22 protein-coding genes are annotated in these 23,432 nt (G+C 66.2%); 3 read left to right on the top strand and 19 right to left on the bottom strand.

What is annotated here, in order from left to right; translation table 11 throughout:
• Nucleotide 1: 1 nt before the first annotated feature.
• The 18 genes from H7I57_RS29215 to H7I57_RS29130 form a co-directional block, all read right to left on the bottom strand.
• Nucleotides 2–712 (bottom strand): TetR/AcrR family transcriptional regulator, encoded by a 711-nt coding sequence (locus H7I57_RS29215; RefSeq protein ID WP_372510487.1) that lies wholly within the window; start codon nt 710–712, stop codon nt 2–4.
• Nucleotides 709–1,536 carry an SDR family NAD(P)-dependent oxidoreductase gene (locus tag H7I57_RS29210; protein WP_264028019.1) on the bottom strand — a complete coding sequence of 276 codons (828 nt, stop codon included), beginning with the start codon at nt 1,534–1,536 and terminating at the stop codon, nt 709–711. Before H7I57_RS29210 ends, H7I57_RS29215 begins: the two co-directional genes overlap by 4 nt.
• An 85-nt stretch (nt 1,537–1,621) precedes the next feature.
• Nucleotides 1,622–2,359 (bottom strand): alpha/beta fold hydrolase, encoded by a 738-nt coding sequence (locus H7I57_RS29205; protein WP_372510486.1) that lies wholly within the window; start codon nt 2,357–2,359, stop codon nt 1,622–1,624.
• 69 nt (nt 2,360–2,428) lie between these two features.
• The gene (locus H7I57_RS29200) at nt 2,429–3,145 is read right to left on the bottom strand and encodes an HsdM family class I SAM-dependent methyltransferase (protein WP_264028018.1); all 717 of its coding nucleotides are present in this window, start codon (nt 3,143–3,145) and stop codon (nt 2,429–2,431) included.
• Complete coding sequence (locus H7I57_RS29195) at nt 3,087–3,914, bottom strand: type I restriction-modification system subunit M (protein WP_264028017.1); 828 nt, start codon at nt 3,912–3,914, stop codon at nt 3,087–3,089. The genes H7I57_RS29200 and H7I57_RS29195 overlap by 59 nt, the downstream gene beginning before the upstream one ends.
• 14 nt (nt 3,915–3,928) lie before the next feature.
• On the bottom strand, nt 3,929–4,348 hold the full coding sequence (locus tag H7I57_RS29190) for a PIN domain-containing protein (protein WP_264028016.1): 420 nt from the start codon (nt 4,346–4,348) through the stop codon (nt 3,929–3,931).
• Nucleotides 4,345–5,202, bottom strand: a complete 858-nt coding sequence (locus H7I57_RS29185; RefSeq protein ID WP_264028015.1) for a hypothetical protein — start codon at nt 5,200–5,202, stop codon at nt 4,345–4,347. The genes H7I57_RS29190 and H7I57_RS29185 overlap by 4 nt, the downstream gene beginning before the upstream one ends.
• Nucleotides 5,203–5,310: 108 nt before the next feature.
• A complete protein-coding gene (locus tag H7I57_RS33630) occupies nt 5,311–6,213 on the bottom strand; it encodes a GIY-YIG nuclease family protein (protein ID WP_264028014.1) in 903 nt (300 codons plus the stop codon).
• Entirely contained in the window at nt 6,210–7,421 is a 1,212-nt protein-coding gene (locus H7I57_RS29175) for a restriction endonuclease subunit S (protein WP_264028013.1), read from the bottom strand. The genes H7I57_RS33630 and H7I57_RS29175 overlap by 4 nt, the downstream gene beginning before the upstream one ends.
• Complete coding sequence (locus H7I57_RS29170; protein WP_264028012.1) at nt 7,418–10,141, bottom strand: type I restriction endonuclease subunit R; 2,724 nt, start codon at nt 10,139–10,141, stop codon at nt 7,418–7,420. The genes H7I57_RS29175 and H7I57_RS29170 overlap by 4 nt, the downstream gene beginning before the upstream one ends.
• A 166-nt stretch (nt 10,142–10,307) precedes the next feature.
• A complete protein-coding gene (locus H7I57_RS29165; protein ID WP_264028011.1) occupies nt 10,308–10,895 on the bottom strand; it encodes an NADPH-dependent FMN reductase in 588 nt (195 codons plus the stop codon).
• An 8-nt stretch (nt 10,896–10,903) separates the two neighbouring features.
• Nucleotides 10,904–11,902, bottom strand: coding sequence for a cyclase family protein (locus H7I57_RS29160; RefSeq protein ID WP_264028044.1), 999 nt, complete (start codon nt 11,900–11,902; stop codon nt 10,904–10,906).
• A complete protein-coding gene (locus H7I57_RS29155; RefSeq protein ID WP_264028010.1) occupies nt 11,883–12,758 on the bottom strand; it encodes a coniferyl-alcohol dehydrogenase in 876 nt (291 codons plus the stop codon). Before H7I57_RS29155 ends, H7I57_RS29160 begins: the two co-directional genes overlap by 20 nt.
• Before the next feature lie 14 nt (nt 12,759–12,772).
• Entirely contained in the window at nt 12,773–14,092 is a 1,320-nt protein-coding gene (locus tag H7I57_RS29150; RefSeq protein ID WP_264028008.1) for an LLM class flavin-dependent oxidoreductase, read from the bottom strand.
• On the bottom strand, nt 14,089–15,849 hold the full coding sequence (locus H7I57_RS29145; protein ID WP_264028007.1) for an FAD-binding protein: 1,761 nt from the start codon (nt 15,847–15,849) through the stop codon (nt 14,089–14,091). Before H7I57_RS29145 ends, H7I57_RS29150 begins: the two co-directional genes overlap by 4 nt.
• Nucleotides 15,846–16,763 (bottom strand): 3-carboxyethylcatechol 2,3-dioxygenase, encoded by a 918-nt coding sequence (locus tag H7I57_RS29140; protein WP_264028006.1) that lies wholly within the window; start codon nt 16,761–16,763, stop codon nt 15,846–15,848. Before H7I57_RS29140 ends, H7I57_RS29145 begins: the two co-directional genes overlap by 4 nt.
• Nucleotides 16,711–18,441: a bifunctional 3-(3-hydroxy-phenyl)propionate/3-hydroxycinnamic acid hydroxylase gene (locus H7I57_RS29135; protein WP_264028005.1), complete on the bottom strand. Its 1,731-nt coding sequence runs from the start codon at nt 18,439–18,441 to the stop codon at nt 16,711–16,713. The genes H7I57_RS29140 and H7I57_RS29135 overlap by 53 nt, the downstream gene beginning before the upstream one ends.
• Nucleotides 18,438–19,304 (bottom strand): alpha/beta fold hydrolase, encoded by an 867-nt coding sequence (locus H7I57_RS29130; protein ID WP_264028004.1) that lies wholly within the window; start codon nt 19,302–19,304, stop codon nt 18,438–18,440. Before H7I57_RS29130 ends, H7I57_RS29135 begins: the two co-directional genes overlap by 4 nt.
• Nucleotides 19,305–19,451: 147 nt before the next feature.
• Here H7I57_RS29130 and H7I57_RS29125 point away from each other — a divergent pair, with 147 nt between their 5' ends.
• Genes H7I57_RS29125 through H7I57_RS29115 form a run of 3 tightly spaced genes read left to right on the top strand, consistent with a single transcriptional unit; the run spans nt 19,452 to nt 22,487 of the window.
• On the top strand, nt 19,452–20,192 hold the full coding sequence (locus H7I57_RS29125) for an IclR family transcriptional regulator (RefSeq protein WP_264028003.1): 741 nt from the start codon (nt 19,452–19,454) through the stop codon (nt 20,190–20,192).
• A 43-nt stretch (nt 20,193–20,235) separates the two neighbouring features.
• Nucleotides 20,236–21,849: an FAD-dependent oxidoreductase gene (locus H7I57_RS29120; RefSeq protein ID WP_264028002.1), complete on the top strand. Its 1,614-nt coding sequence runs from the start codon at nt 20,236–20,238 to the stop codon at nt 21,847–21,849.
• 44 nt (nt 21,850–21,893) lie between these two features.
• A complete protein-coding gene (locus tag H7I57_RS29115) occupies nt 21,894–22,487 on the top strand; it encodes a TetR/AcrR family transcriptional regulator (protein WP_264028001.1) in 594 nt (197 codons plus the stop codon).
• On the opposite strand, the gene meaB is transcribed toward H7I57_RS29115, so the two are convergent.
• Nucleotides 22,484–23,356, bottom strand: coding sequence for a methylmalonyl Co-A mutase-associated GTPase MeaB (gene meaB, locus H7I57_RS29110; RefSeq protein WP_264028000.1), 873 nt, complete (start codon nt 23,354–23,356; stop codon nt 22,484–22,486). The genes H7I57_RS29115 and meaB overlap by 4 nt on opposite strands.
• Nucleotides 23,357–23,432: the final 76 nt, after the last annotated feature.

Raw genomic sequence — 23,432 nt, 5'->3', positions numbered from 1 at the left:
GTCAGGACGGCTCCGTGACAGGGGCGTGCCAGAGCCCGACGATCGCATCGATCAGGCCCGTCGCCGCCGCCTGCCACGAAGACCTGGCCACCGGCGACCCCTGCGCCAGCAGCCGCTCACGGTCGGCGCAACTGTGCATCAACAGGTTCCGCCCCATGATGTTGCGCTCGACCCGGACGTCGACGGGCAGATCGGGCAGGCAGCCGTTGATGCCGTCGAGCACCCGCACCAGCGACGGTGACGACAACGCGTCCTTGACGACGATGTTGTGGTAGGCGGGATCGGTCATCACCTGGGCCGCGAACCGCGCGTACCACGTCGGGTTGCCTAGAGCGGCAAGGTGATCGGTCAACGGGCAGACCAACGCGGCGACCCAGTCCCGCATCTGCGTCGAGTCACCGATCTCGGCGATCCGCCGCTCACGAAGTTCCTCGATCGGTCCGCGATGCTTGTGCTCGATGGCGCGCACCAGGTCGGTCTTCGTGCCGAAGTGGTAGCCGACGGCGGCGTTGTTCCCCTGGCCCGCGGCCTCGCTCACCTGCCGGTTCGACACAGCGAATACGCCGTGCTCGGCGTAGAGGCGTTCCGCGGCCTTCAGGATGGCCTCTTGCGTACTGATTGCACGGTCGGCACGCACGGTGCGGGCAGTGGTCACGGATACAGTGAACCCCGTCACAGCGGCTAAGTCAAGCGACTGATTTAAAACTCTCACGGGGCGGCGCTGTCGGGCTTCGGGGCTTTGCGGACCATGACCTTGCCCGCGACAGTGCCGCCGTCCACCGGCAGCACGGTTCCCGTGACATAGCGCGACCGGTCCGTCGCGAAGTAGAGCGCGGCCTCGGCGACGTCGTCGACGGTGCCTTCCCGCTTCAGCGGCCGGTCGTCGCGCATCTGCTGGCGGATCTTCGCCTCGAATTGTTCGAGCTTCTCGAGATCCTGCCCCGCCGCCGACTTGCGGACGATTGCGGTGCGGATATTGCCGGGAGCGATGGCGTTGACTCGTACCTCGTGGTGCGCCAACTCGATCGCTGCGCACTTCGTGAACTGGATGACCGCCGCCTTCGACGCCCGATAGGTCATCACCCCGCCACCGGCCTGGATCCCGCCGATCGAGGTGAGGTTGATGATCGAGCCGCCGCCGTGCTCGGCCATGTGGCGGGCGGCGTCGCGGGTACCCGCCATCACCGCGAGAACGTTGACCGACATCACCTTGTGGAAGTCGGCGAGGTCGTCGTCGAAGAAGCGGCGGTGCATGGTCCCCGACACCCCGGCGTTGTTGACCATCACGTGCAGGCCCCCGAAGCGCTCCACCGCCGTGGCCACCAGCCGGCCGACCTCGTCGATGTCAGACACGTCGGCTGTCATGAACACCGCGTCGCCGCCGAGTTCGGACGCCAGCGCCGAGCCGCTGTCGGCGTCGAGGTCGCAGAACACCACCTTGGCGCCCTCGGCGGCGAAGCGCCGCACCAGACCTGCTCCCAGACCCGACGCTCCGCCGGTGACGACCGCGACCTTGCCTGCCAGTTCGTCGGTCATTGCGCGATCCCTTCGAAGAAGTCGAGCAGTAGCTCGTTGACAGCCTGTGGCTGTTCCAGTTGTGGGCAGTGACCGGCGCGGTCGATCACCGCGGACCGGCCGTGACGGGTCTGCCCGGCGATCTCGGCGGCCCATCCCGGCGGCAGCAGCTTGTCGCCTGCGCCCTCCACGACCAGCGTCGGGACGCCGATGCGCTCGTAGGCCCGCGTGCTGCTCGGCGTCGACGGCGCCTCCAGGCCGGGACGGCGGAATCTGGCCGCCGCCAACGACTCCCAGGCACGGGTGCGACGCTCGACTCGTAGCGCCTGCGCACATAGTCGTCGTCCTCGGGATAGGACGGGGAGTAGAACAACGCCGCGACGATCCGGCGCATGCCGGCCAGGCTGGCGTCGTAGTCGTACAGCGCGTCGACGTGCTCGTTGCGCTGGATGTCCCCGCCGCCGCAGATCGCCACCAGGCTGCGGACGGGCAGCCGCGGCGATTCCGACGTGGCGTCCACGAGCAGGTTGATCGCGCCCATCGAGTTGCCCACGAAATGCGCGGACTCGATACCCATCACCTCACAGAAGCGCGCGATGTGCCTGATCCGCATGCCACGGCCGTCGGTGAAGTCGACGACCTTGGCCGATCCGCCGAACCCGAGCATGTCGGGGGCGAGCACGCGGTGACGCGCCGCCAGCGCGTCGACGGTGTGCTCCCACCCGATCGCCGCGCTGGCGCCGAACTCCCCGCCGTGCAACAACACGACCGGTTCACCCTGTCCGGCTTCCAGGTAGCTGGTGCGCAGTCCGTCGACCATCAAGGTCTTGCGCTCGAACGTCACGCCCACACGATACTGGTGTTGTCCGCAAGGGAGAACACCATTCTCCGATATGGGAATTGACCAGAGTGCTTAGCTGCGGTCGGTCGCCGCCGCTCCGAGGGCGGCCGCGACGGCTTCGAATTCAACCAGCGCCGCGGTCAGATCCTCCACAATCTCGCGGGCGATCACCTCCGGCGCCGGGAGGTTGTCAGCATCCTCCAACGATTCGTCGCGCAGCCAGGTGATGTCGAGATTCACCTTGTCGCGGGCGACGAGGTCGTCATAGGTGAACGCTTTCCACCGCTCCGACTCGACGCGCTCCTCACGCGGTTTTCCCGACAAGTAGGAGTCGACGAACTCATCGAGGTGACGCCGCCGCAAGGGGTTCTGCTTGAGCGTGAAGTGCTCGTTTGTGCGCAGGTCATAGACCCACAGCTTGCTGGTCCACGGCTGCTCGTTCGCCGGCCTTTTGTCGAAGAACAGCACGTTCGCCTTCACGCCTTGGGCATAAAAAATACCGGTAGGCAGGCGCAACATGGTGTGGAGATCGAAGTCCTCCAGCAGTTTTCGACGCAGCGTCTCCCCGGCGCCGCCTTCGAACAACACGTTGTCTGGCAGCACGACAGCCGCGCGACCGTTGATGTCGAGAATGGTCATGATGTGCTGCAGGAAATTGAGCTGCTTGTTGCTCGTGGTGACGACGAAGTCTTGGCGTTCGATTTCAACGTCGTCGCGCGCTTCTCGGCCGTCAGCACCCACCATGATCAGCGATGACTTGCGTCCGAACGGTGGGTTGGACAGCACCACCGACCAGCGCTGCCCTGGATCGGCTATCAAGGGCATCCCGGACCTCGATCAACGAGGGTCCGTCTGCGGTTCCGATTCCGTGCAGCAGCAGATTCATCGCCGCCAGTCGCGCAGTGCCGTCGACGAGCTCATACCCTGTGACGAACTTGTCCCGCAGATGGTTCCGTTGTGTTGGGGTGAGCTTTCCCGCCCCCTCCGCGACGTGCTCGTGGGCAACGAGAAGGAAGCCACCAGTGCCACACGCCGGGTCGACGACGGTGTCCGCCACCGACGGATCGATCACGTCCACTATGGCGCGGATAAGGTCGCGCGGCGTGAAGTACTGACCTGCCCCAGAACCCTTGTCGGAGGCGCCCTTGGCAAGCAGTTCCTCGTAGGCGTCGCCCTTGAGATCGGTGCCCGAGGCGGACCAGTTCTCTTTGTCGATGAGATCGACGATCAGTCGCTTGAGCTTGGCCGGATCTTGAACCCTGTTCTGCGCCTTCCGGTAGATGGTTCCGAGCGTTCCCGGCTGCTGCGCCAACCCGACCAGAATGTTGGTGTACTCGACTTCGAGGTCGGTGCCCTCCGCATCGAGAAGCTTCTGCCAGGAGTACTCGTCGGGAACGATCTTCTGCGGGTTCAGTTTCCGCGTCGCCCGCTCGTGGGCCATCTTCAAGAACAGTAGGTACGTGAGCTGTTCGGTGTACTCAATGACCCCGACACCGTCGTCGCGCAGAACGTTGCAGTACGACCAGAGCTTGTCGACGAGGCGACGTGATTCAGACATGCATTCCTTCGAATTCAGCTGTGGACATTCAGATTCGGTACACCGTGAAAGATGGCGTCGCCGGAGAACAGTTCTATGCCCTTGGCGACCGCACAAGCCGCGATCCATCGATCAGCGGTGTGGATCTTCTCGTGAAGCGGATGCCCGACCTCCCGGCACTCCGCCGAGAGGTTCACGTAGGCATCAACGACGTCGTTATCGGAGTGGATCGTCGGGGTGCGCGCCAGGATCTCGTGGAGGCGATTGACCCGCGGCGCGCCCCACCCCCTTCGACGGGCGCCCTCAAGTATTTCGGCGCGAGTCTGAAACGAAATGATGACCCGACGTTGCGCTAGCGCGTCTGTCCAGCCTGTGGTACGAGGGTCGGAACCCCTCGGAAGCACATAGACACAGCTGAAGACGTCGGTGTCGACAATCGCGTTCAACACAGTCATGAACGAATCGCCCGAAGGAACTCCGCCGCTTCCTCTTCGGTGAGGTCGAGCCGATCATTCGGATCTGGGCCAGGCGCGCTGGCAAGGGTCTCGTCGAGGGGAACGACACGACTGCCCAAGAACTCTGCCGCGGGGTCGCCCGTCTCGAGCACGCGCGCGTGGTTCAGGACCACCACGCGTCCTGACGGACTCAGCGTCGCGTCCCCCTCGGCGGTCACCCATTGCCCGACAAGCCGCCCAGCAGCCTTGTCGTCGGCGACCCGTCGGAGTTCCACGGTGTTGCCGACGTCATCACGGATCCGGAACGTGTGCGAGTGCAGGTCGACCTTCTCCAGCCAACCCGCAGCGGTGCCCGAGCCCGCGGCGGTGATCCGGTTGACCGCCCAGGTCTCGGGGTGAATTCGTGCGGCGTCGATCCGCACATCTGCACGGGCGGGCGAGGAGATGACCGTGGTCCGTGCTGCTCCCCGCAGCGCGGTGGCGAGCTTGCCCACCGACTCGGCCACCAACGTGCTGGTCCACTCGGGCCGCTGGTCAGCGCTGATGGCACCCAGGATGTCCCACAGCCTGTCGTCTGCTTCGGTCAGTCCAGGTACGTCGACATCCAGTTTGTCCGTCGGCCCTTTGCTGACCTTGAGCACGGTGCTGCCTGCGGTGATTGCGTCCAGCCGGAGTTCGGCGAACTCTTCGACGTACTGCTTCGACCGGCCGGGACCGGCCGCGTCAGCGGCTTCCCTACTGAGGCGGGTCACCAGCTCCTGCAGGGCTGCGGCTATGCCGCTGAGGTCCTTCAACGTGATCTCACCGCTGGGTGCCGAGCCATCGACGAGGTGCAGCTCGATCTGCTTGATCATGGTCGGCGCCTCCCCTCTGCGCTGCGTGCGGTCACCTGCAATTCTGCCTCCTGCGCAGGCGATGACCACTGAGATACTCGCAGAACCGTCCGACAACCGAGATAAGTGTTACTCGACGCCGCGGCTCTCCCACCGCCCGAACGTCGAGCCATCGGCGGCGATCCACTCCCGGCGGCCGTTGCACGACCGGCCCAGCGCCACAGCACCGGCGGTCGAGGGCGAGCTGAACGGGATGTTCCGAACGACTCGGCCCAGTCCCGCTTCGACGGTGATCGCACCGTCGGCGACCAGGTGTTCATGCTGCGCCCGATAGGACGCATATGCCTTCATGGTGCTCTCCGCCTTGCCGACGCCGTGCCAGGTGGCGACCACAGTTGAGCCGGCCAGCATGGTGAACTCACCGTCGATCTGCTGGGCTCTGGCGTCCACGCCGAGCTTGCCGTCGCGCAGCTGAAACACCGGTGACAGCGAGTCGTTGCCGCTGTGGTTCGGGCCAGGCTTCGCCGAGGGTACTCGGATCGCATTGACGCCCAGCACGGGGAGCACGATCTCCAGTTGCGTCACGAAGTAGTCCATGTCGGAGGCGTCGGCTTCGGGCAGCGCCGGCAACGGTGGAGCGGTACCGTTCTCGACCTTCACTCGGCCGGCACGCTTGGCCAACTCGATGATCCGTGATTCCAGATAGCGACCGTGCGCCTTGGTCAGATTCGCGTCCTTGGAAGTGATCACCACGACGCGGTCCCAGAAGTCCTTCTCCCGCTGGTGATAGCGCAGTCGCTCGGCCACAACATCGGCCTCACCGATGTAGCACCGGGTGTTACCGACGGCTTCTTCGTCCTCGCCGAGCAGTAGGTAGGCGCCGGTGTGTTGCGCCTCATCGCGTTTGAGCAGATCTGCCAGCTCGGACCGTGGCGCCGAAAGGACATGGCCGGTCCAGTTGGTGATCTCCGCGGTGGTTAGACTGCCCGGGCCGCCGTCGACTAGGAAGAGCTTGATCTGCCTGCCGCTCACGGGGATTCGAGTTCTTCGACGAGTTCGGACGAAGGGTTGGTGAGGCGCCCAGAGAATGCAGCGGTGAGGAGGGAGCGACGGAGAGCAGCCGCCCTCACCATCGAATCTGCGATTTGATGCCGAAGTCGTTCGCGACTCCCGACGACCTCTTCATAAGCACGAACGCGACGAGATTGCTCATCCAGGGGTGGCAACGGTAACGGAAACGCTTTCAATTTAGTCCCGTTCACATTCGCCTGACCAACTTGCTGGGAAGCAACCGACTTCACGTAGCGTCGGCCTGCCGGACTGTTGATTACCATGTTCGCCCACGCAGGATTCACTTCCTGGCCGAACCTCACTCGTATCAGATACGACGCGAATGATGCGGCTCGCGTGTCTTCGAAGACCGCTGACTTACCAACTAGCTCAGCGCTGTTCGTACGATTGAAAACCAGATCGCCCGATTGCAGCAGCAGCTTCGGGAACTCCGCGTGGCCAGCGGGCAAGTACTTCAATCCAGTCCAATTGATCTTCCCATTCTGGATATTGCCCATGCGGAGCACGGGGACGTCGGAGTCAGCGACTTGTCCAGCACATTTCGCACTTGATCCATACTCGACCAACTCCGCCACAGCTCCGACGGTTGTATCGCGCCAAGCCCTGGACTCCGCTGTCGTTTGCCGATCGAGAGATGCAGTCGCCATCGCATCAATTTTTTGCATCGCGAGTCTGAGCGAGGACTCAGCGACATCGAGACGCGACAGATGGTCTTCGAGAGTGGCGACGATCCGGCGTTGTTCGTCCAGAACTGGCAGTGGAACAGGAATTCGACGCATCGCAGCCTGAGTCAGTTTCAGGCGTGTCGTACCATTTGCGAAGCCGCGGTAATCAGCAGCATCGAGGTAATAGCTCAGGAACCTACGATCAAGCACGTCGTGCGGACGGAGAACATGCGCATGATTGTTCACCCACGCTCGCCCCTCGATGAGGTAGGACTTGCGTTTTGATGGATCAAAGAATTGGACGCCGTCCTCTCCGAGGAGCACAAGCGGTTCGTCGAAGATTGCCTCATCTATGGTTCCTACCTGGCCGGTCGCACCGTAATACGGTACCTTTCCGGGACGTTTTGCACGTTCCTTCGCGCTAACCGGAATGCGACGTGAATCGAGAATCTCGACCAGACCGCCAAGATCATGCACCCGCCATGACGATGGAAATGGGATCATGCCGTCAACTCCGCATTCAATTGGTCAATCAGATCCGCCGCCCGATCCCCCAAATCCCGTATAGCCCCGTCTGTTCCACCGCGTTCGATGAATGGCGCATTGTCGAGGTCTTCCACTCGAATACCCGCCGAACTGGCAATCACCGACACCATCCGGTCCAGCCACCATCGCTCGGTGTCGCTGAACGTCACCCCGGCCTGTTCCTGCTGCGTCAACCACGCCGCGTACTTCTCCCGCACCCGGTCACCGTAGGGGATGAGTTCGTCGTCGACGCCGGTGGCATACCGGACGAGCGACACCAGGTCGGTCACCGCATGTGTGGCGCTCTTGTGCACCTTCGCGCCGTCGACGGCGGCATAGGCGTTCCAGATGATGTCGGGCGTCCAATTGTGTGGTGGCCGGGCAATTCTGGCGGCCAGACCCTCGATGAAGCCGAAGTCGATGCGCCGCTCGCCGGCCTCGTACCCCAACTGCAGCGCCGTGATCTCGTCACGGTGTTCGTCGAGGTAGGCGGTCCACGACTCCACGATCGTCCGGGCCTTGCCGGTGTCCACCACTCCCCCGGCCTCGATCAGCTCGTCGGTGCTGACCTCGTCGATGATGCGGTCGTGCGCGGCCCGAAGTTCCAGGACACGGTTGCGCAGCTCCGGGTTCGACGCGATCGGCACCAGGGCCGCTTCAATGGCCTCCGGTGTCGTCGTCGACGGCTCGACCGCATCGACCAGCGACCGGATGATGTCGCGCACCGGTTGTCCCGCCACCTCATCGAGTTCGACCCGTTCCGCATCGGTCAGGTCGAGTTCGAGCTTGGCCAGGCGTGAGGCCAGGGTAGCCGCCTCATCCTCGGTGATCGTCAGGTTGGCCGCTTTCTCCAGCAGTTTCTTCAGCGGCACCGACCGTTGTCGGTTCAGCGGGGGTTCGACGAAGTCGTGTTCGGTGACACCGATCGCGTCGACGATGACGAACCGGGTCTTGGTCGTGGCGTCCGGGGTGACGGCCTGGAAGTCGGCATCGGGAATGGTGCGTGCCCCCCGGCCCTTCATCTGCTCGAAGTACTGCGCCGACCGCACGTCACGCATGAAGAGCACGCACTCCAGCGGTTTGACATCAGTGCCGGTGGCGATCATGTCGACCGTCACCGCGATGCGCAGAGCCGGGCTGGTGCGAAATGCCTTCAACTGTTCCTTGGCGTTGCGGGCGTTGTAGGTGATCTTGGCGGCGAAGTCGTTGCCTTTGCCGAACACCTCGCGCACCTGTGTGACGATCTCCTCGGCGTGGTTGTCGTCTTTGGCGAAGATCAAGGTCTTGGGAACCGTGCTGCGGCCCGGGAAGATCTCGGTGAACAGCCGGTCGCGGAATGTCTCCAGCACCGTGCGGATCTGATCGGTGGCGGTGACCGCTCGGTCGAGCTGTCCCGGAACGTAATCCAGATCGTCGTCGAGTGCTTCGAGACGCTGTTCGCGGGTGCGGCGGTCCACCTTGGGGACGATGGTGCCGGCCTCGATGTGCGATCCCTGGTCGCTGATCTTGGTGCGGATGCGGTAGACCTCGAAGTCGACGTTGACGCCGTCGGCCACCGATTCCGGGTAGGTGTAGTCCGACACCAGGTTCTGCCGGAAGAACGCGAACGTCTGCTTGCCCGGTGTCGCGGTCAGACCGACGACGTGCGCGTCGAAGTACTCCAGGACTCCGCGCCACACCCCATAGATGCTGCGGTGCGCCTCGTCGACGATGACCAGGTCGAAGGTCTCCGGTGGGAGCACATCACTGTAGGAAACGGTGACCGGCGTGTCCGGGATGTAGTCGTCGATGTCGGGGTCGTCGGTGTCGCTGACCTCGCCGGCCTTGATGAAGCGGAACACCCGCTGAATCGTCGAGATCGTGACCTTGGTCGACCCCAGCAGGCCCGCACTGGAAAGCTTGTTGACGTTGTACAACTCGGTGAAGCGTCGGCCGTCATCGGGTGTGCGGTAGTTCTGGAATTCACCGAGGGTCTGGTCGGCCAGATTGTTGCGGTCGACCAGGAACAGGATCCGGTCGAAGCCGCCATGCTTGAGCAGCCGATACGACTGCGTCACCGCCGTGAATGTCTTGCCGGCACCGGTCGCCATCTGCACCAGGGACCTGTCGTACTGCTGATCGGCCAGGCTCTGCTCCACCCCTTTGACAGCCTCGATCTGCGCCGGCCGCAGAGCGTCCGTGTCCAGCGCCGGCAGCTTGCGGACCTTCGCACGCCAGGTGGGGTAACCCGGGTTCATCTCGGCCTCGCGCAGGTGACGCGCCAGCGTCTCCGGTCGCGGGACGTTGAAGATCAGCCGGGCCCGCGGTTCCGGATCGAAGCCGTTGGTGAAGTGGGTTTCGACGCCGGAATCCTCAAACACGAACGGCAACCGGCCATCTCGTGTCTTGGTCGCAATCCTGACGTCTGCGGGCAGACCGTCGGCGTACATCGCCGACTGCCACTCCACACCGGAGAGCGGCGTGCCGACCGGTTTGGCCTCGATCACGCCGACGACGGCCTTGTCGACGTACAGCAGGTAATCGACACGGCCATGGCCAGGCTTCATCACCACCTCGCGGACGGCCACGCCTTGCGCCGCGAAAAGGTTGAGGTCCTTCTTGTCCTGGACAACCCAACCCGCCTGGGTCAGCTGCGCATCGATGAGCTTGCGGGCGCGCGCTTCGGCCGGCAGCCGGGCGCCGTCATCCGAGTCACTCATACTGGGTCACAGGTTAGCTAGTGTGACCGGAGGTCGGCCAGCGGTTCACGCGCTGACCGGCGGGGCATCTTCGCGACGGTCCACCCCGCCGGGAACCGGCGGGTGTCCGACCGTCAAACAATCGCGCCCGTGGTCAGACCGCCCGCCAGCAGCTCGTGCCGGTCGCTCACGCCGTCTCACGGTTCGTCTGGGCGAAGGCGAGCACCTGGGTGGCCAGCAGTTCGAGTTGGTTGGCGACCGCCTTACCCTGCTCGGTGTCCGCGAGATCGCTGGCCGGATCCCAGATCGGTTCGGCGGAGTTGATCGCCACACCGAGCGGTGTCGGCCATGCGCGCAGGGCGTGCCCGATGCTGCGCAGCTGGGTCAGGGTGCCGACCGCGGCCTGCCACCCGTAGGCGCAGCTGATGCATCCCCACGGCGTGTTGTCGAGGTAGACGCGCGGATCCTCGCGGAGGTCCTCGATGTAGTCGAGGGCGTTCTTGACGAGCCCGGACACCGCGCCGTGGTAGCCGGGCGAGCCGACGACGACGGCGTCGGCGTCGCGCAACGCCGTGACCAGTTCCAGCGCACGGGGTGTGCGTTCCAATTCGTGGGGCGCATACATCGGCAGGTCGAGGTCCTCGGCGCTGAACAGCCTGGTGCGTCCGCCCTGTCGTTCCACCGAGTCCAGGCAGTAACGAAGCGCCCGCTCGGTCGAGGAGTTGGCGCGCAACGTTCCGCCGAGGCCGACGATGAAGGGTTTGTTACTAGTCACTTCCACACTCACTTGATCGCGATCGGACTGACAGGGGCTCCCACCGCGCCGACCACCTTCAGTGGTGGTGCGACGAGCTGGAATTCATAGGTGCTGTCGGCGGCGCAGTCGGCCGCCAGCGGGCCGAGGTCCCAGTATTCGCCGAGCATCAACCCCATGTCGCGCAGGCACAGCATGTGCATCGGCAGGAATGTGCCGTCGACACCGTGGGCGGGGTTGGGGTCCTCGACCATCAGGTTGTCCGCCGCGACGGCGGCGACCTCGTGCTCGTGCAGCCACGCCGCGCATGTCCAGTCGAGTCCGGAACCGGCCTCGGCACCGTCGCCGGTGGAGAGGAAGCGCGTCCACCACCCGGTGTGCACGACGACGACGTCGCCGGAGCGGATCTCGACGCCCTGCGAGGCGACGATCTCGTCGAGTTCGGCAGGCGTGATGGGTTTTCCAGTCTCACAGAACATGTCGGCACCGCGGTGGGCCACCACGTCGAGGAGCACGCCACGGGAGGTGATGCCCTTGACGTCGACCTTCTCGATACCGCAGTGGAAGGCGCCGAAGCTGGTGACCGAGTCGGCCGGGAATCCGTTGTAGAGCTTGTCCTCGTAGTACACGTGCGACAGGGCGTCCCACTGGGTGGCCGCCTGCAGCGGCATGACGATCATGTCGTCGTTGAAACGGAACGGGTTGTCGGCGAAGAACGCTGCGACATCGGAGGCGACCGCGTTGCGCAACCACTCCGGACCGTACTGGACGAGCGTCGAGGCGTCGCCACCGTCGACGGTCATCACGTGTACCGGGTTCTGCCGGAACTTGAACGCCCCCTGTGGTCCCCCGGACCCGAAGTCGCCGCCCAGCGAGATGACCTTGCCCTGCTTCACCGTCGCAGCCGCCTCGGCGACCTTGTCCGGGGTGATGAAGTTGAGGGTGCCGATTTCGTCGGCGTCACCCCATCGCCCCCAGTTGCGCACCTCGTCCGCCATCTGGCGGAAGTCAGTCATGCTGCCGGCCATGTCCCGCCCTTCGTCCGTCTTGTTCACGCTCGATGCTGCGGGCATCGGTGAGATCACCGAACACCCGCTCGGCGACCGACCCACCGTCGACCCAGATCACCTGTCCGGTGATGTGCCTGGCCGCAGCGCTGTTCAGGAACACCAGCACGCTCGCCTGTTCGTCGGCTTCGGCGTGGCGGCCCAGCGGGTTACGGAACGAGTCGAGGAACTGCTGCCCGTAGGCAGTCCGCAACTGGTCGAGGATAGGAGTGTCGGTAACCCCCGGCCCCGTGCAATTGATCCGAATTCCCTTGGCTCCCAGCACCGCGACGTTACGCATGCCATAGAGGATGATCGCCTCCTTCGACAGCCGGTAGCCGCCGTCGGCCAGCGCGTCCGGATTCTGCCGGCACCATTCGACGCCGTCGGCCATCGACACGGTATCGAGCAGGCCCGCGGTCACCGAGGCGTTCGCCAGATACTCCGACGCCGCGAGCGACGACACGTTGGCGATCGCCGACCCCGGCGGCATCAGCGGGACGAGCGACTCGGTGAGCAGCCGGGTTCCCAGGAAGTTGATCGTCACCACCCGCAGCGGGTCGCCGATGCCCGACGACACGCCCGCGACGTTGAAGAGCGCATCGACCGGACCGTCGATGGCGGCGACCGCCCGGCCGATGGACTCTTCGTCGACGAGGTCGACGGCGTGGAACCCAGCGAGATCCGCCGGTGACGCCGGGAGCCGGACATCGAGGCCGAAGACGTCGGCACCGAGGCCGACGAGTTGACGGGACAGGTCCGCTCCGATGCCCGAGGCGCAGCCGGTCACCACGACCCGGCGCCCGTCGTAGCGGAACATTTCCTCGATCTGAACCACGGTGGAAGTGTCGCTCAGCTCGCGGCTTCCTTGGCCGCCCTGGCTTCCTTCTCCGCTTGCGCGGCCTTGACGCGGCCCTCGTTGATCTCGGCCATCGCCTCGGGGATCTCACCGGCGGTGAACTTGCCGCCACGGCCGGTGGGCAGCCCACCGAACTCGTAGGTCTCGTCGAACAGCGGTGCATCCCAGGACTGGCGGCGCGCTTCCACCTTCTCGATCACCGGCTCGAGGCGTTTGGCCTTGTCCGCCACCGCCTTCGCGTCACGCTCGATGAACTCGGGCAGGATCTCCTTGCCCATGATCTCGATCGATTCCATCGTGCCCTCGTGGCTGCGCGGATTGAGCAGCAGGATGATCTCGTCGACACCACTGGCTTCGTAGCCGCGCAGGAACTCCCGCACCGTGTCGGGCGAGCCGATCGCACCGCGGCCCGGCCCGTAGGCCAGCGTCGGATCTTCCTTGACGGCCTCCTCGTAGCGCTCCCACACCTTGGTGCGGCCAGGGGTGTGCATGCCGGTCAGGTAGTAGTGCATGATCCCGAACGAGAAGAAGCCCCCGCCGATACCGAGCCGCTTGAGCGCCTCGTCGTCGCTCCTGGCGACCATCATCGACAGGTCTCCACCGATCGCGAGCAGGTTCGGGTTGATCGCCGGCGTGATCGGCGTGCCCTTCTCCTCGAACTCCTTGTAGTAGCCGTCCACCCGGTCCTTCAGCGCCTCCGGACCCGTGTACGCGAAACTGAGTGCGCCGATGGCCTTCTGGGCGGCCATCTGCACCGACGACGGCCGGGTGCACGCCACCCAGACCGGCGGATGCGGCTTCTGCAGCGGCTTGGGGATCACGTTGCGGGCGGGCATCTCGACGTGCTCGCCCTTGAACCCGCTGAACGGCTCCTCGACCATGCACCGGATCGAGACCTCCAGCGCCTCTTCCCATTGGGCGCGCTTGTCTGCCGGGTCGATGTTGAATCCGCCGAGTTCGGCGACTGAGGATCCTTCGCCGGTGCCGAACTCCACGCGGCCGTTGGACAGGTGGTCCAGTGTCGCGATGCGCTCGGCGATTCGCGCGGGATGGTTGATCGGCGGCGGGAGGTGCATGACACCGAAGCCGAGCCGGATGTCCTTGGTGCGCTGGCTGGCAGCGGCCAGGAACATCTCCGGCGCCGTCGAGTGGCAGTACTCCTCGAGGAAGTGGTGCTCGGTCAGCCAGACGGTGGAGAACCCGGCCTTGTCGGCAAGCTCGACCTCGTCCAAACCGTGCTGGAACAGCTGGTGTTCGTCGTCCTCCGACCAGGGTCGGGGCAGCGGGAACTCGTAAAACAGGGAAATCTTCATCTCTGGTTACCTCCTTGAAGATCCGGGACGATCGATGGCTGGGATGGGGTCTGGTCGGCGATGTGCCGGGCGGCCACATAGCCGAAGGCCATGGCCGGTCCGATGGTGGCACCCGCACCGGCGTAGCTGCGTCCCATGACGGCGGCCGACGCGTTGCCGACCGCGTACAGACCGTTCACGACGCTGTCGTCGGCGCGCAGCACCCGGGCGTGCTCGTCGGTGCGCAGTCCGCCCGAGGTGCCGAGGTCGCCCAGGATGATCTGGAACGCGTAGTAGGGCGGCTTGCACAGCGGGTGCAGGTTCGGGTTGGGCAGCGTCGGGTCGCCGTAGTAGTTGTCATAGGCGCTGTCGCCGCGGTTGAAGTCGTCGTCGTGACCTTGGCGGGCCAGCTCGTTGAACCGTTCGGCGGTGTCCCGCAACCGGGCGCCGGGAACGCCGATCTGCTCGGCCAGTTCCTCCCAGCTCGTGCCCTGTTTCACCACGCCCGACTCCAGCCACGCCGCGGGCACCTTCCATCCGGTCGGTACTGGTGCGAACGGGATCTTCGGGATGGGCAGATGCCCGGCGACGACGTAACGGTGGAAGGACCGGATGTCGGTGATCAGCCAGCACGGGATGTGCGTGACCCCTGACCGCTGCCCGTCGATCATCGCGTGCGCGAAGTCCATGTAGGGCGCGGCCTCGTTGATGAAGCGTTCACCGTTGCCGTTGACGACGAACTGGGAGGGCATCATCCGTTCGTTGAGCATGAACTGCAGCCGGCCGTCGGGCCAGCAGATCGCCGGGAACCACCACGCTTCGTCGAGCAGCTCGGTGGCGCCGCCGACCTTCTCCCCCGCGCGGATCCCGTCACCCATGGCCGCGGGATTGCCGAAGCTCCAATCCTTCTCGACCTCCGGTAGGTGTTCTGTGCGCCACTGCATGTCGTGGTCGAATCCGCCGCTGGCGATCACGACACCGCGGCGCGCCCGGATGCGAATTGCGCGCCCGTCCTTCTCGACCACCGCGCCGACCACCGCGCCGTCGGCGTCGGCGATCAGCTCCGTCATCGGGGAACTGAGCCACAGCGGGATGTTCTGTTGCTTCATCGCCAGCCGCAGCCTGGCGGCCAGCGACTGTCCGATGGCGGCCATCCGGTCGCCGAAGACCCGGGCGCGGAACATCCGCCAGATCAGCTTCACCAGTACGGCCTTGCCCCGCCAGGATTGCCGGACCTGATAGAACAGCCGCAGATCCTTGGGCCCGAACCAGATTCCTTTCGGTGCGAGAGCCGGCGGGGTCAGCAGGTTCTGTTCCTCGTCGCCGAGCACGCGCAGATCGATGGCCTCGACGTTGATGGTGCTGCCGAGCGCCGAGCCGCCGGGTGCCTCGGGGTAGTAGTCGGCATAGCCGGGCTTCCAGACGAATTCCAGCCAGGGGCTGAGGTTCTCCAGGAACTCCATCATCTCGGGCGCGGAATCGACATACTTGCGCAGTCGTGCGTCGCTGACCAGTCCGCCGGTGATCTCCTTGAGATACCTGAACACCTCGTCGGGGTCGGGCACGTGACCCTGACGACGCTGTGACGGCGCGCCCGGAACCCAGATCCCGCCGCCGGACAGGGCCGTGGATCCGCCGAACTGGGCCGACTTCTCCACCACGAGGGTGTCCAGGCCGGCCGCATCGGCCGTCAGCGCGGCGGTCATCCCGCCGCCGCCGGATCCGATCACCAGGACGTCGGTGACATGATCGAACCCCGGTTCTGTTGCGGCGCTCATGCTGCCACCGCCGTTCGGATGGCGAAGCCCGCGATCAGCTCGGGGGCCGCGCGGTAGAAGTGGTTGCCGGTTTCGTAGCTCCCCTGCGCGGCCAGCGCAGCGAACGCGGCGACCCAGGTGCGGACCTCGTGCGCGGAGTTGCCCGCCTGCGCGGCGATCCAGCCGTTGTCCCAGCCGTCGACCTCGGCGAGCCGCTGGGTGTCGAGGAGATCCAGGAACGCGTGGTCCCAATCAGGGTTCAGCGGCGCGAGACTTCCCTGCCCCGAGGCGAACTCACGGGCGGCCTCGATCACCGCCGCCTGGCGGGCCTGACGCTGTTCGGTCGTCATGGGCTTGCCGTGCACGATCCGCTCCAGGGCGGCCGGCGGGGCCGTGGCCAGCGTCGGCACCGGCGGATCATGCGACAGGCCGCCGGATCCTACGACGAGCACCCGCTTGCCGAGGGTGGCCAGATGGGCGCCTACGGCGGCGCCGAGCGCCCGAACGCGGCTCAACGGCCCCAACGGTGTGGCCACGGAGTTGACGAACACCGGGATCACCGGTTTCGCCGTGGCTTCGCCGAAGAGTTTCTGCAGGGGCTGCACCGTGCCGTGGTCGACCTGCATCGCGGCCGAGATCGCGACGTCGACACCGGAGTCGAGTACCGCTCGGGCGCAGTCGGTTGCGAGCTCGACGGGCACGTCGAGCGGGCCCTTGTGGGTGCCGTAATCGCCGACTCCCTCAGCCGCGGTCGCGATGCAGAACGGGGGCATCACGTTGTAGAAGAAGCCGTTGTAGTGGTCCGGGGAGAACGTGACGACCAACTCGGGATCGAACGCGGTGACGAAATCGCGGGCGGCCGCGATCGCCGACTCGATGTCGTCAAGGAGTTCCTGTGACGGTCCCGGAAGGTTCAGTAGTGGGCTGTGCGACATGCAGCACAGCGCTATCTGGCTTGTCGCCATGAGAACCGGTGCCTCCTTCCTGGGGCAGTGTGGTCGTCAGGTGCAGCACCGTGAACAACGCCGCCGAGACCTCCGGTGCGCGCTGGGCGATGCACGCCCCGGCGATGCACCGGTCGGGGCGCAGGAACAGTACGGAATCGGTGTGGACGTCGAACCAGGATTTGAGGGCACCCGTTCGGTCGCCGATGACCGTGACATCGGCGTCGTCGTGCCCGGGCCAGTTCAGCTGGGTCATCGGGCGGGCCTCGATGAACGTGGCTCCCAGGGCTTTCCAGCGTTCGAATGCGTTGTCGCCGAGGACGGCCCGCAGGTTGTTGCTCCAGCACAACACGGCGAACCCGGGGCCGATCACGTCGTCGAGCAGCACGTTCTGCCGATCACGGGTGTCGACGCGAGGCTGGATGAACAGCGTGCCCGTCGGTGAGTTCGCCCCGGAGTGTCCGGCGCCCGCCTCATTGTGGTGCACCGCTCCCTGCAGGTAGCGCGGCATCGGTTTGAACCGCATCTCCAGCACGTAGCGCTTGAGCGAGGGCACCACCGACGCGGCGTGGATCACGCGGTCCCGCAGTGCGGCCACCCGCCGGTTCGTCGGCGAGATCACCCGGCCCACCATGGTGGACAGGTCGATCATGGCGCGGGCGTGCTTGCGCCGCTCGATGTCGTAGGTGTCCAACAGCGCGTCGCCCGCCTGCCCGGTTACCACGGCGGCCAGTTTCCAGCCGAGGTTGGCGGCGTCCCGGATGCCGCTGTTGTAGCCCTGGCCCTGCCACACGGGCATCAGGTGCGCGGCGTCGCCTGCCAACATGAGCCGTCCCTTTCGGAACGATCCGGCGATACGCGAATGGTGGGTGTAGACCCGGTGCCGGATCATGTCGACGCGCTCGGGATGTGGGACACGCTGGGCGAGCATGCGTCGGACGAACGCCGGATCGTCGGCCAGTTCGTCGGATTCGTCGGGGTGGATCAGGAACTCGAAGCGCCGGATGCCGTGGGCGATGGAGATCGAGACGTAGGGACGGTCGGGATCGGCCCCGACCTCGCTGTTCGGGTGGCCCAGTGGATCATTGGCGACATCGACGACGAGCCAGCGTGTCGACGACGTGGTGCCGTCGAACGACACGCCCATCAGGCGGCGAGTGGCACTGCGGCCGCCGTCGCAGCCCACCACGTAGCGGGCATGCACGGATTCGCGTCCGTCGGCGAACTCGACCGTGACGCCGTCCGGCGTCTCGGCGCAATTCTGCATCCGACGGCCGAAGCGCACCTCGACGTGGTCGAACCGCTCGAGACCGCCGAACAGTTCGGCGTCCACCATCGGCTGGACGAAGCCATTGCGCTTCGGCCATCCGAATCGGGCGTCGGGCGGGGCCATTTCGGCGAGAAGGCGGCGCCTGGCATCGAAGAAGCGCAGGATCTGGTTCGGCACGGTGTGCGGCAGAACTCGGTCCACGAGGCCGATGGACTGAAAGGTGCGCAGCGCCTCGTCGTCGAGGCCGACGCCGCGGGGATAGTCGATCAGGGTCTCGCGCTCCTCGACCACGAGGGTGCGAACACCCTGCAGCCCAAGGATGTTGGCCAGCGTCAGGCCGGAAGGCCCGGCGCCGACGATCACCACGTCGACCCGGTTGTCTGCGCCTGCGGCAGTCACGCGCGCCCCAGCAGGAAGTCCAAGTGCAGCCGGTCGAACGTCTTGGGGTCCTCGTACTGCGGCCAGTGCCCGCATCCGGGCATCAACTCGAACCTGGCGCCGGGGATCATCGACGCGATCCGCCGCCCTTCCTCGACGTCGGCGGTCGGATCGTCACTCGTCCACACCACGAGCGTTGGGGCGGTGATCGCACCGTATTCGCCTGGCCCGAGCAGGTTTCGGGCCCGGATCTCTGGGTCCTGCAGCGCCATGATGTCTTTCATCGCCGCGGCGAAGCCGGGCTGGCGGTAGACGCGTTGCCTGCTGGCGACGATGTCGTCGTAGTCCTTCGACTTGTCGGCCATCAGCCACTTGATGCGGGCCTGCACCGTCTCCCATGTGGGGTCCTCCGCGGCGGCCATCGACAGGGTGATGATGCGCTGCATCACCTCGGGGTCGGCCTGCGATCCGCCCGCGGTGTTGAGCACCAGGCGGTCCACCAGGTCCGGGTGGTCCACCGCCATCCGTGCGGCGACCCAGCCGCCCAACGACTCCCCGCTGATGTGGGCGCGGTCGGCGCCGATCGCGGACAGGAACGCGACGAGATGCTCTACATAGTGGGCGATCTCGAGGGGGTGACCGGGTTTGTCGGTGTATCCGTGCCCGAGCATGTCGATCGACCAGGTCGAGAAATGTCCGGCGTGCGCTTCGAGGTTGCGCACATAGGCCTCGGCATGTCCGCCGGAGCCATGCAGGAACACCAGGGGCGGGTTGCCCGGGTCGCCGGCATGCAGGTAGCGAGTGCGAACTCCGCCGGCATCGAGATAACCCTGGGAGAACGCGACGCCTTGCAGGTCGCTCCACACGCTCTCGAACTCCGGCACCCTGCGCACCTCTTTCATGCTTCCCGAAAACTTGACTGCGAGAACCACATTCTCGTATTTTGTAAGCACCCTGCTCATTTATCGCACACCATGTGCACTATGGTCAGAGCATCACTCTCCCGAGTGCGTCTGTCAAGGAAGGTCCGCATGACTCGACCGTCTGTCGACCGTGGCCGCCCGCCCGAAGAAGGCGGGCCGGGGACGACCGTTGCGGCCGCCAACGCCCCCGGCTCCCAGACGCTGGCCCGCGGGCTGAGCGCGCTGCAGTTGGTCGCCAGCTCACCGACGGGACTGAGCGTCGCGCAGGTCGCCGACGACATCGGGGTGCACCGCACCATCGCCTACCGGTTGCTGACCACGCTGGCCCAGTTCCGGTTCATCGCCAAGGGTGAGGACGGCCGGTACCGCTCGGCCGCGGCGCTGGCGGTGCTCGGGGCGTCGTTCGACAACAACGTCCGTCAACTGTGCGTGCCGACGCTGCGCGGGCTGGCCGACGAACTGGGCACCACGGTGTCGCTGCTGGTCGCCGAGGGCGACCAGCAGGTCGCCGTCGCGGTGATGGTGCCGACGAACGTCTTCTACCAGCTGTCGTTCCACGAGGGCAGCAGATACCCGCTCGAGCGCGGCGCGGCGGGCATCGCGCTGCTGGCCAGCATGCCGCCGCGGCCGGGAGAGCGCGACCTGGTGCCCCAGACGCGCCAGCAGGGCTGGGTGATCACCCACGGTGAGATCGAACCGAACACCTACGGTCTGGCCGTTCCGGTGCGCCGCAGGCCGCCGTCACCACCCACATGCATCAACCTGATATCCCACCGTGAAGACGTCGTCGTGCACGGGCGCGACTCCGTCATCAAGGCGGCCAACGACTTGTCGGCGATCCTCAGCTGAGGGTGGCCGACGCCGGGCGGGTAAGACACAAAAGGAGACAGCGGTGACCGACTGGGACCACGACGTCGACGTCGTCGTACTGGGCAGCGGAGGTGCGGGGCTGACTGCGGCACTGACAGCCGCGGCCAACGGCGCCTCGGTGGAGGTATACGAGAAAGCGCCGACCGTCGGCGGCACCACCGCGGTCTCGGGAGGGATCGTGTGGATTCCCGCGCACGAGCGGGCCGCGGACGGCGTGCTGACCACCGACGACGCCATGGCCTACCTGCGAGCGCAGTCGCTGGGTTTCATGGACGACGAGCTGGTCGAGACCTTCGTGCACACCGGAGCGGCGATGCTCGACTTCGTGGAGGCACACAGCGATCTCGAGTTCGAGATCGCCGCCGGGTTCCCGGATTACAAGCCCGAACTGCCCGGCGGGAAACCGGCGGGCGGACGGTCCCTGAACACCAAGCCCATCGACCTCTCCCGGCTCGGCGACTGGCGCGACCGGATCACGTCGTTCCCCGCCGACTTCAGCAATGTCGGCATCGACGCCGAGACGCGGGCGCGTATCCACGCCTCGGTCGACGACATGTCGGGCGACTACTGCGTCGCCGGAACCGCCCTGATCGCAGGCCTGCTGAAGGGCCTGCTGGACGCGAACGTGGTGCCTCAGACCGACGCGCGCGCCGTGGAGCTCATCGCCGACCCGCTGGGAATCACCGGCGTGCGGATCGAGCAGGGCGACAGGGACTTCCGCGTGCGGGCCCGACGCGGCGTCGTGCTGGGCACCGGCGGCTTCGAATGGGACGAGCGACTGGTCGAGGCCTACCTGCGGGGCCCCATGCACGGCGCCGTCTCCCCGCCCAACAACACCGGAGACGGCCTGCGGATGGCGATGGCGCACGGGGCCGACCTGGCCAACATGGGCGAAGCGTGGTGGGTGCCGATCGTGCAGATCCCCGGCGACACCTACAACGGCCATCCCCGCAGCCGCAGCGTCCGACTCGAGCGCACCCGCCCGCGGAGCATCATCGTGAACCGGGCAGGCAGGCGGTTCCTCAACGAAGCGGGTGAATACAACTCGATGGCAGGGCCGTTCCACTTCCTCGATCCCAAACTCGGGTATGCCAACGACCCGGCATGGATCGTGTTCGACTCCCTCCACCTCAAGCACTACGGCTTCCTCGGCGTGGAACCCGACGGCCCCATCCCCGACTGGTTCTGCAAGTCCGCCGATCTGGTCGAGTTGGGCGAGAAGACCGGAATCGACCCCGCAGGCCTGGAACGCACGCTGCGCGACTGGAACGCCGCGGTCGCCGACGAACGCGACCCCGACTTCGGCCGCGGCGCAAGCGCATACGACGGCTACTGGGGTGACGACAAAGCCACCACGACCGCCGGCAGGACGCTCGGCCCCATCGACACCGCCCCGTACTTCGCGGTACCGGTGTCCGTCGGCGCGATGGGCACCAAGGGCGGCCCGCGCACCGACCGCGACGGACGGGTCCTTCATGTCAGCGGCACCGCGATCACCGGCCTGTTCGCCGCGGGCAATGCCATGGCGGGCCCCACCGGGAAGGCCTACGGAGGCGCGGGCGGGACCCTCGGCCCGGCGATGGTGTTCGGTTACCGCGCCGGCCATGCCGCCGCGACCGGCAGATCGGCGTCCTGACAAGTTCCGCAGTCGGCAGTTGCCGGTCGGCTACCCTCGTCGCTGTGACGCCTGCCCGCTCCGAGCCCAGGTTCAGCGCGATCCCGCGCACCGCGGCGCAGACCCGGGTACTCGACGCCGCCATCAGCCTCATCGCCGAACACGGCGTCAGCGGAACGTCCCTGCAGATGATCGCCGACGCCGTCGGCGTCACGAAGGCCGCGGTCTACCGCCAGTTCAAGACCAAGGAAGAGATCGTCATCGCGATCACCGAGCGTGAGATGAGCCGACTGGAGGACGCGGTGGAGGCCGCCGAGGCCGAAGGCCACCCGGTGCGGGCGCGCGAGGTTCTGCTGAACCGGATGATCGACCAGGCCATCGAGCGTCGGGGCGTGGTCAGCGTGCTGCAGTTCGATCCGGTGATCATCAGACTGCAGGCCGAACACGAACCGTTCCAGCGATTCATCGAGCGTCTCTACGCCGCGCTACTCGGCACCGAGTCCGGTGTCGAAGCACGCTTTCACGCGGCGATGCTGTCGAGTGCGATCAGCGTGGCGGTCATGCATCCGCTGATCGCCGATTTCGACGCCGACACACTCCGCGACCAACTCACCCTGATGGCCCGCCGCATGTTGGATCTGCCCGAGTCGACTCGCTAGTCGGTCCGGTCCGCGATCAGCTGAGCGGCGGCGGCGTACGGGTCGAACGACCCGTCGGCGACCGACGCGGCGAGCCGATCCAGATCGGGATGCTGCCGTAGCAGGGTCTGGGCCAGCGACAGGACCTGCGAGCGGGCGCGTGCGGCGCGCCGGTGCGCGCTGTCGCTGCGATGGTGCGCCTCGATCGTGTCGAGCAACTCGTCGATGCCTTCACCCTGTGCGGCAACGAGTTTGAGGATCGGCGCCGCCGTCTCGGCGCGCAGATCCCGCACCGTCTGGTCGGCGCCGTCGCGATCGGCCTTGTTCACCACGACGATGTCGGCAACCTCGAGCAGACCCGCCTTGGCGGCCTGAACCGCGTCGCCTGCACCGGGATTGAGGATCACCACGGTCGGATCGGCGACCGCCGCGATCTCGATCTCCGACTGCCCGACACCCACCGTCTCGAGTACGACAAGGTCATAGGACAGTGCCGTCAGGAGCCTGATCGCGGCGGGCACGGCGGCGGCGAGGCCGCCGAGATGCCCCCGGGTCGCCACGGACCGGATCAGGACGTCGGGATCGTTGATGTGGGCGGCCATCCGGATGCGGTCACCCAGGAGCGCACCGCCGCTGTAGGGGGAGGACGGGTCGACTGCCAGCACCGCCACCCGCATCCCTTTTCTCCGGTACGCGGTGACGAGGGCGCCGACCGTCGTCGATTTCCCGGCGCCCGGAGGACCGGTGATGCCGACGACGCGGGCCGGGGCGACGTCCCCGAGCGCGTCGAGCACCTCGTCTCGGCGTGGGCTCTCGACGAGGCTGAGCAGCCGCCCCGTCGCCCTGGCCGAGCCGTTGCCGGCCGCCGCGATGAGCTCGTCGATGGTCACCTGAGACACACTACGCAGCGGGTACCCCTTTGCTCGTGACCACGTTCCCACATTGAGAATGATATTCTCTCTCGTT

The sequence above is a fragment of the Mycolicibacterium pyrenivorans genome, from assembly GCF_025821625.1.
Taxonomy (GTDB): Bacteria; Actinomycetota; Actinomycetes; order Mycobacteriales; family Mycobacteriaceae; genus Mycobacterium; species Mycobacterium pyrenivorans.
The sequence above is the reverse complement of the archived record's forward strand: the minus strand, read 5'-3'. Positions and strand labels throughout refer to the sequence as shown.

What these genes read in the sequence shown, in the direction of transcription:
- H7I57_RS29195 (WP_264028017.1), bottom strand. Translation starts at nt 3,914, where the DNA reads ATGTCTGAATCACGTCGCCTCGTCGACAAGCTCTGGTCGTACTGCAAC.
- H7I57_RS29210 (WP_264028019.1), bottom strand. Translation starts at nt 1,536, where the DNA reads ATGACCGACGAACTGGCAGGCAAGGTCGCGGTCGTCACCGGCGGAGCG.
- H7I57_RS29170 (WP_264028012.1), bottom strand. Translation starts at nt 10,141, where the DNA reads ATGAGTGACTCGGATGACGGCGCCCGGCTGCCGGCCGAAGCGCGCGCC.
- H7I57_RS29140 (WP_264028006.1), bottom strand. Translation starts at nt 16,763, where the DNA reads ATGTCGCACAGCCCACTACTGAACCTTCCGGGACCGTCACAGGAACTC.
- H7I57_RS29190 (WP_264028016.1), bottom strand. Translation starts at nt 4,348, where the DNA reads ATGACTGTGTTGAACGCGATTGTCGACACCGACGTCTTCAGCTGTGTC.
- H7I57_RS29175 (WP_264028013.1), bottom strand. Translation starts at nt 7,421, where the DNA reads ATGATCCCATTTCCATCGTCATGGCGGGTGCATGATCTTGGCGGTCTG.
- H7I57_RS29160 (WP_264028044.1), bottom strand. Translation starts at nt 11,902, where the DNA reads ATGGCCGGCAGCATGACTGACTTCCGCCAGATGGCGGACGAGGTGCGC.
- H7I57_RS29185 (WP_264028015.1), bottom strand. Translation starts at nt 5,202, where the DNA reads ATGATCAAGCAGATCGAGCTGCACCTCGTCGATGGCTCGGCACCCAGC.
- H7I57_RS29150 (WP_264028008.1), bottom strand. Translation starts at nt 14,092, where the DNA reads ATGAAGATTTCCCTGTTTTACGAGTTCCCGCTGCCCCGACCCTGGTCG.
- H7I57_RS29125 (WP_264028003.1), top strand. Translation starts at nt 19,452, where the DNA reads ATGACTCGACCGTCTGTCGACCGTGGCCGCCCGCCCGAAGAAGGCGGG.
- H7I57_RS29145 (WP_264028007.1), bottom strand. Translation starts at nt 15,849, where the DNA reads ATGAGCGCCGCAACAGAACCGGGGTTCGATCATGTCACCGACGTCCTG.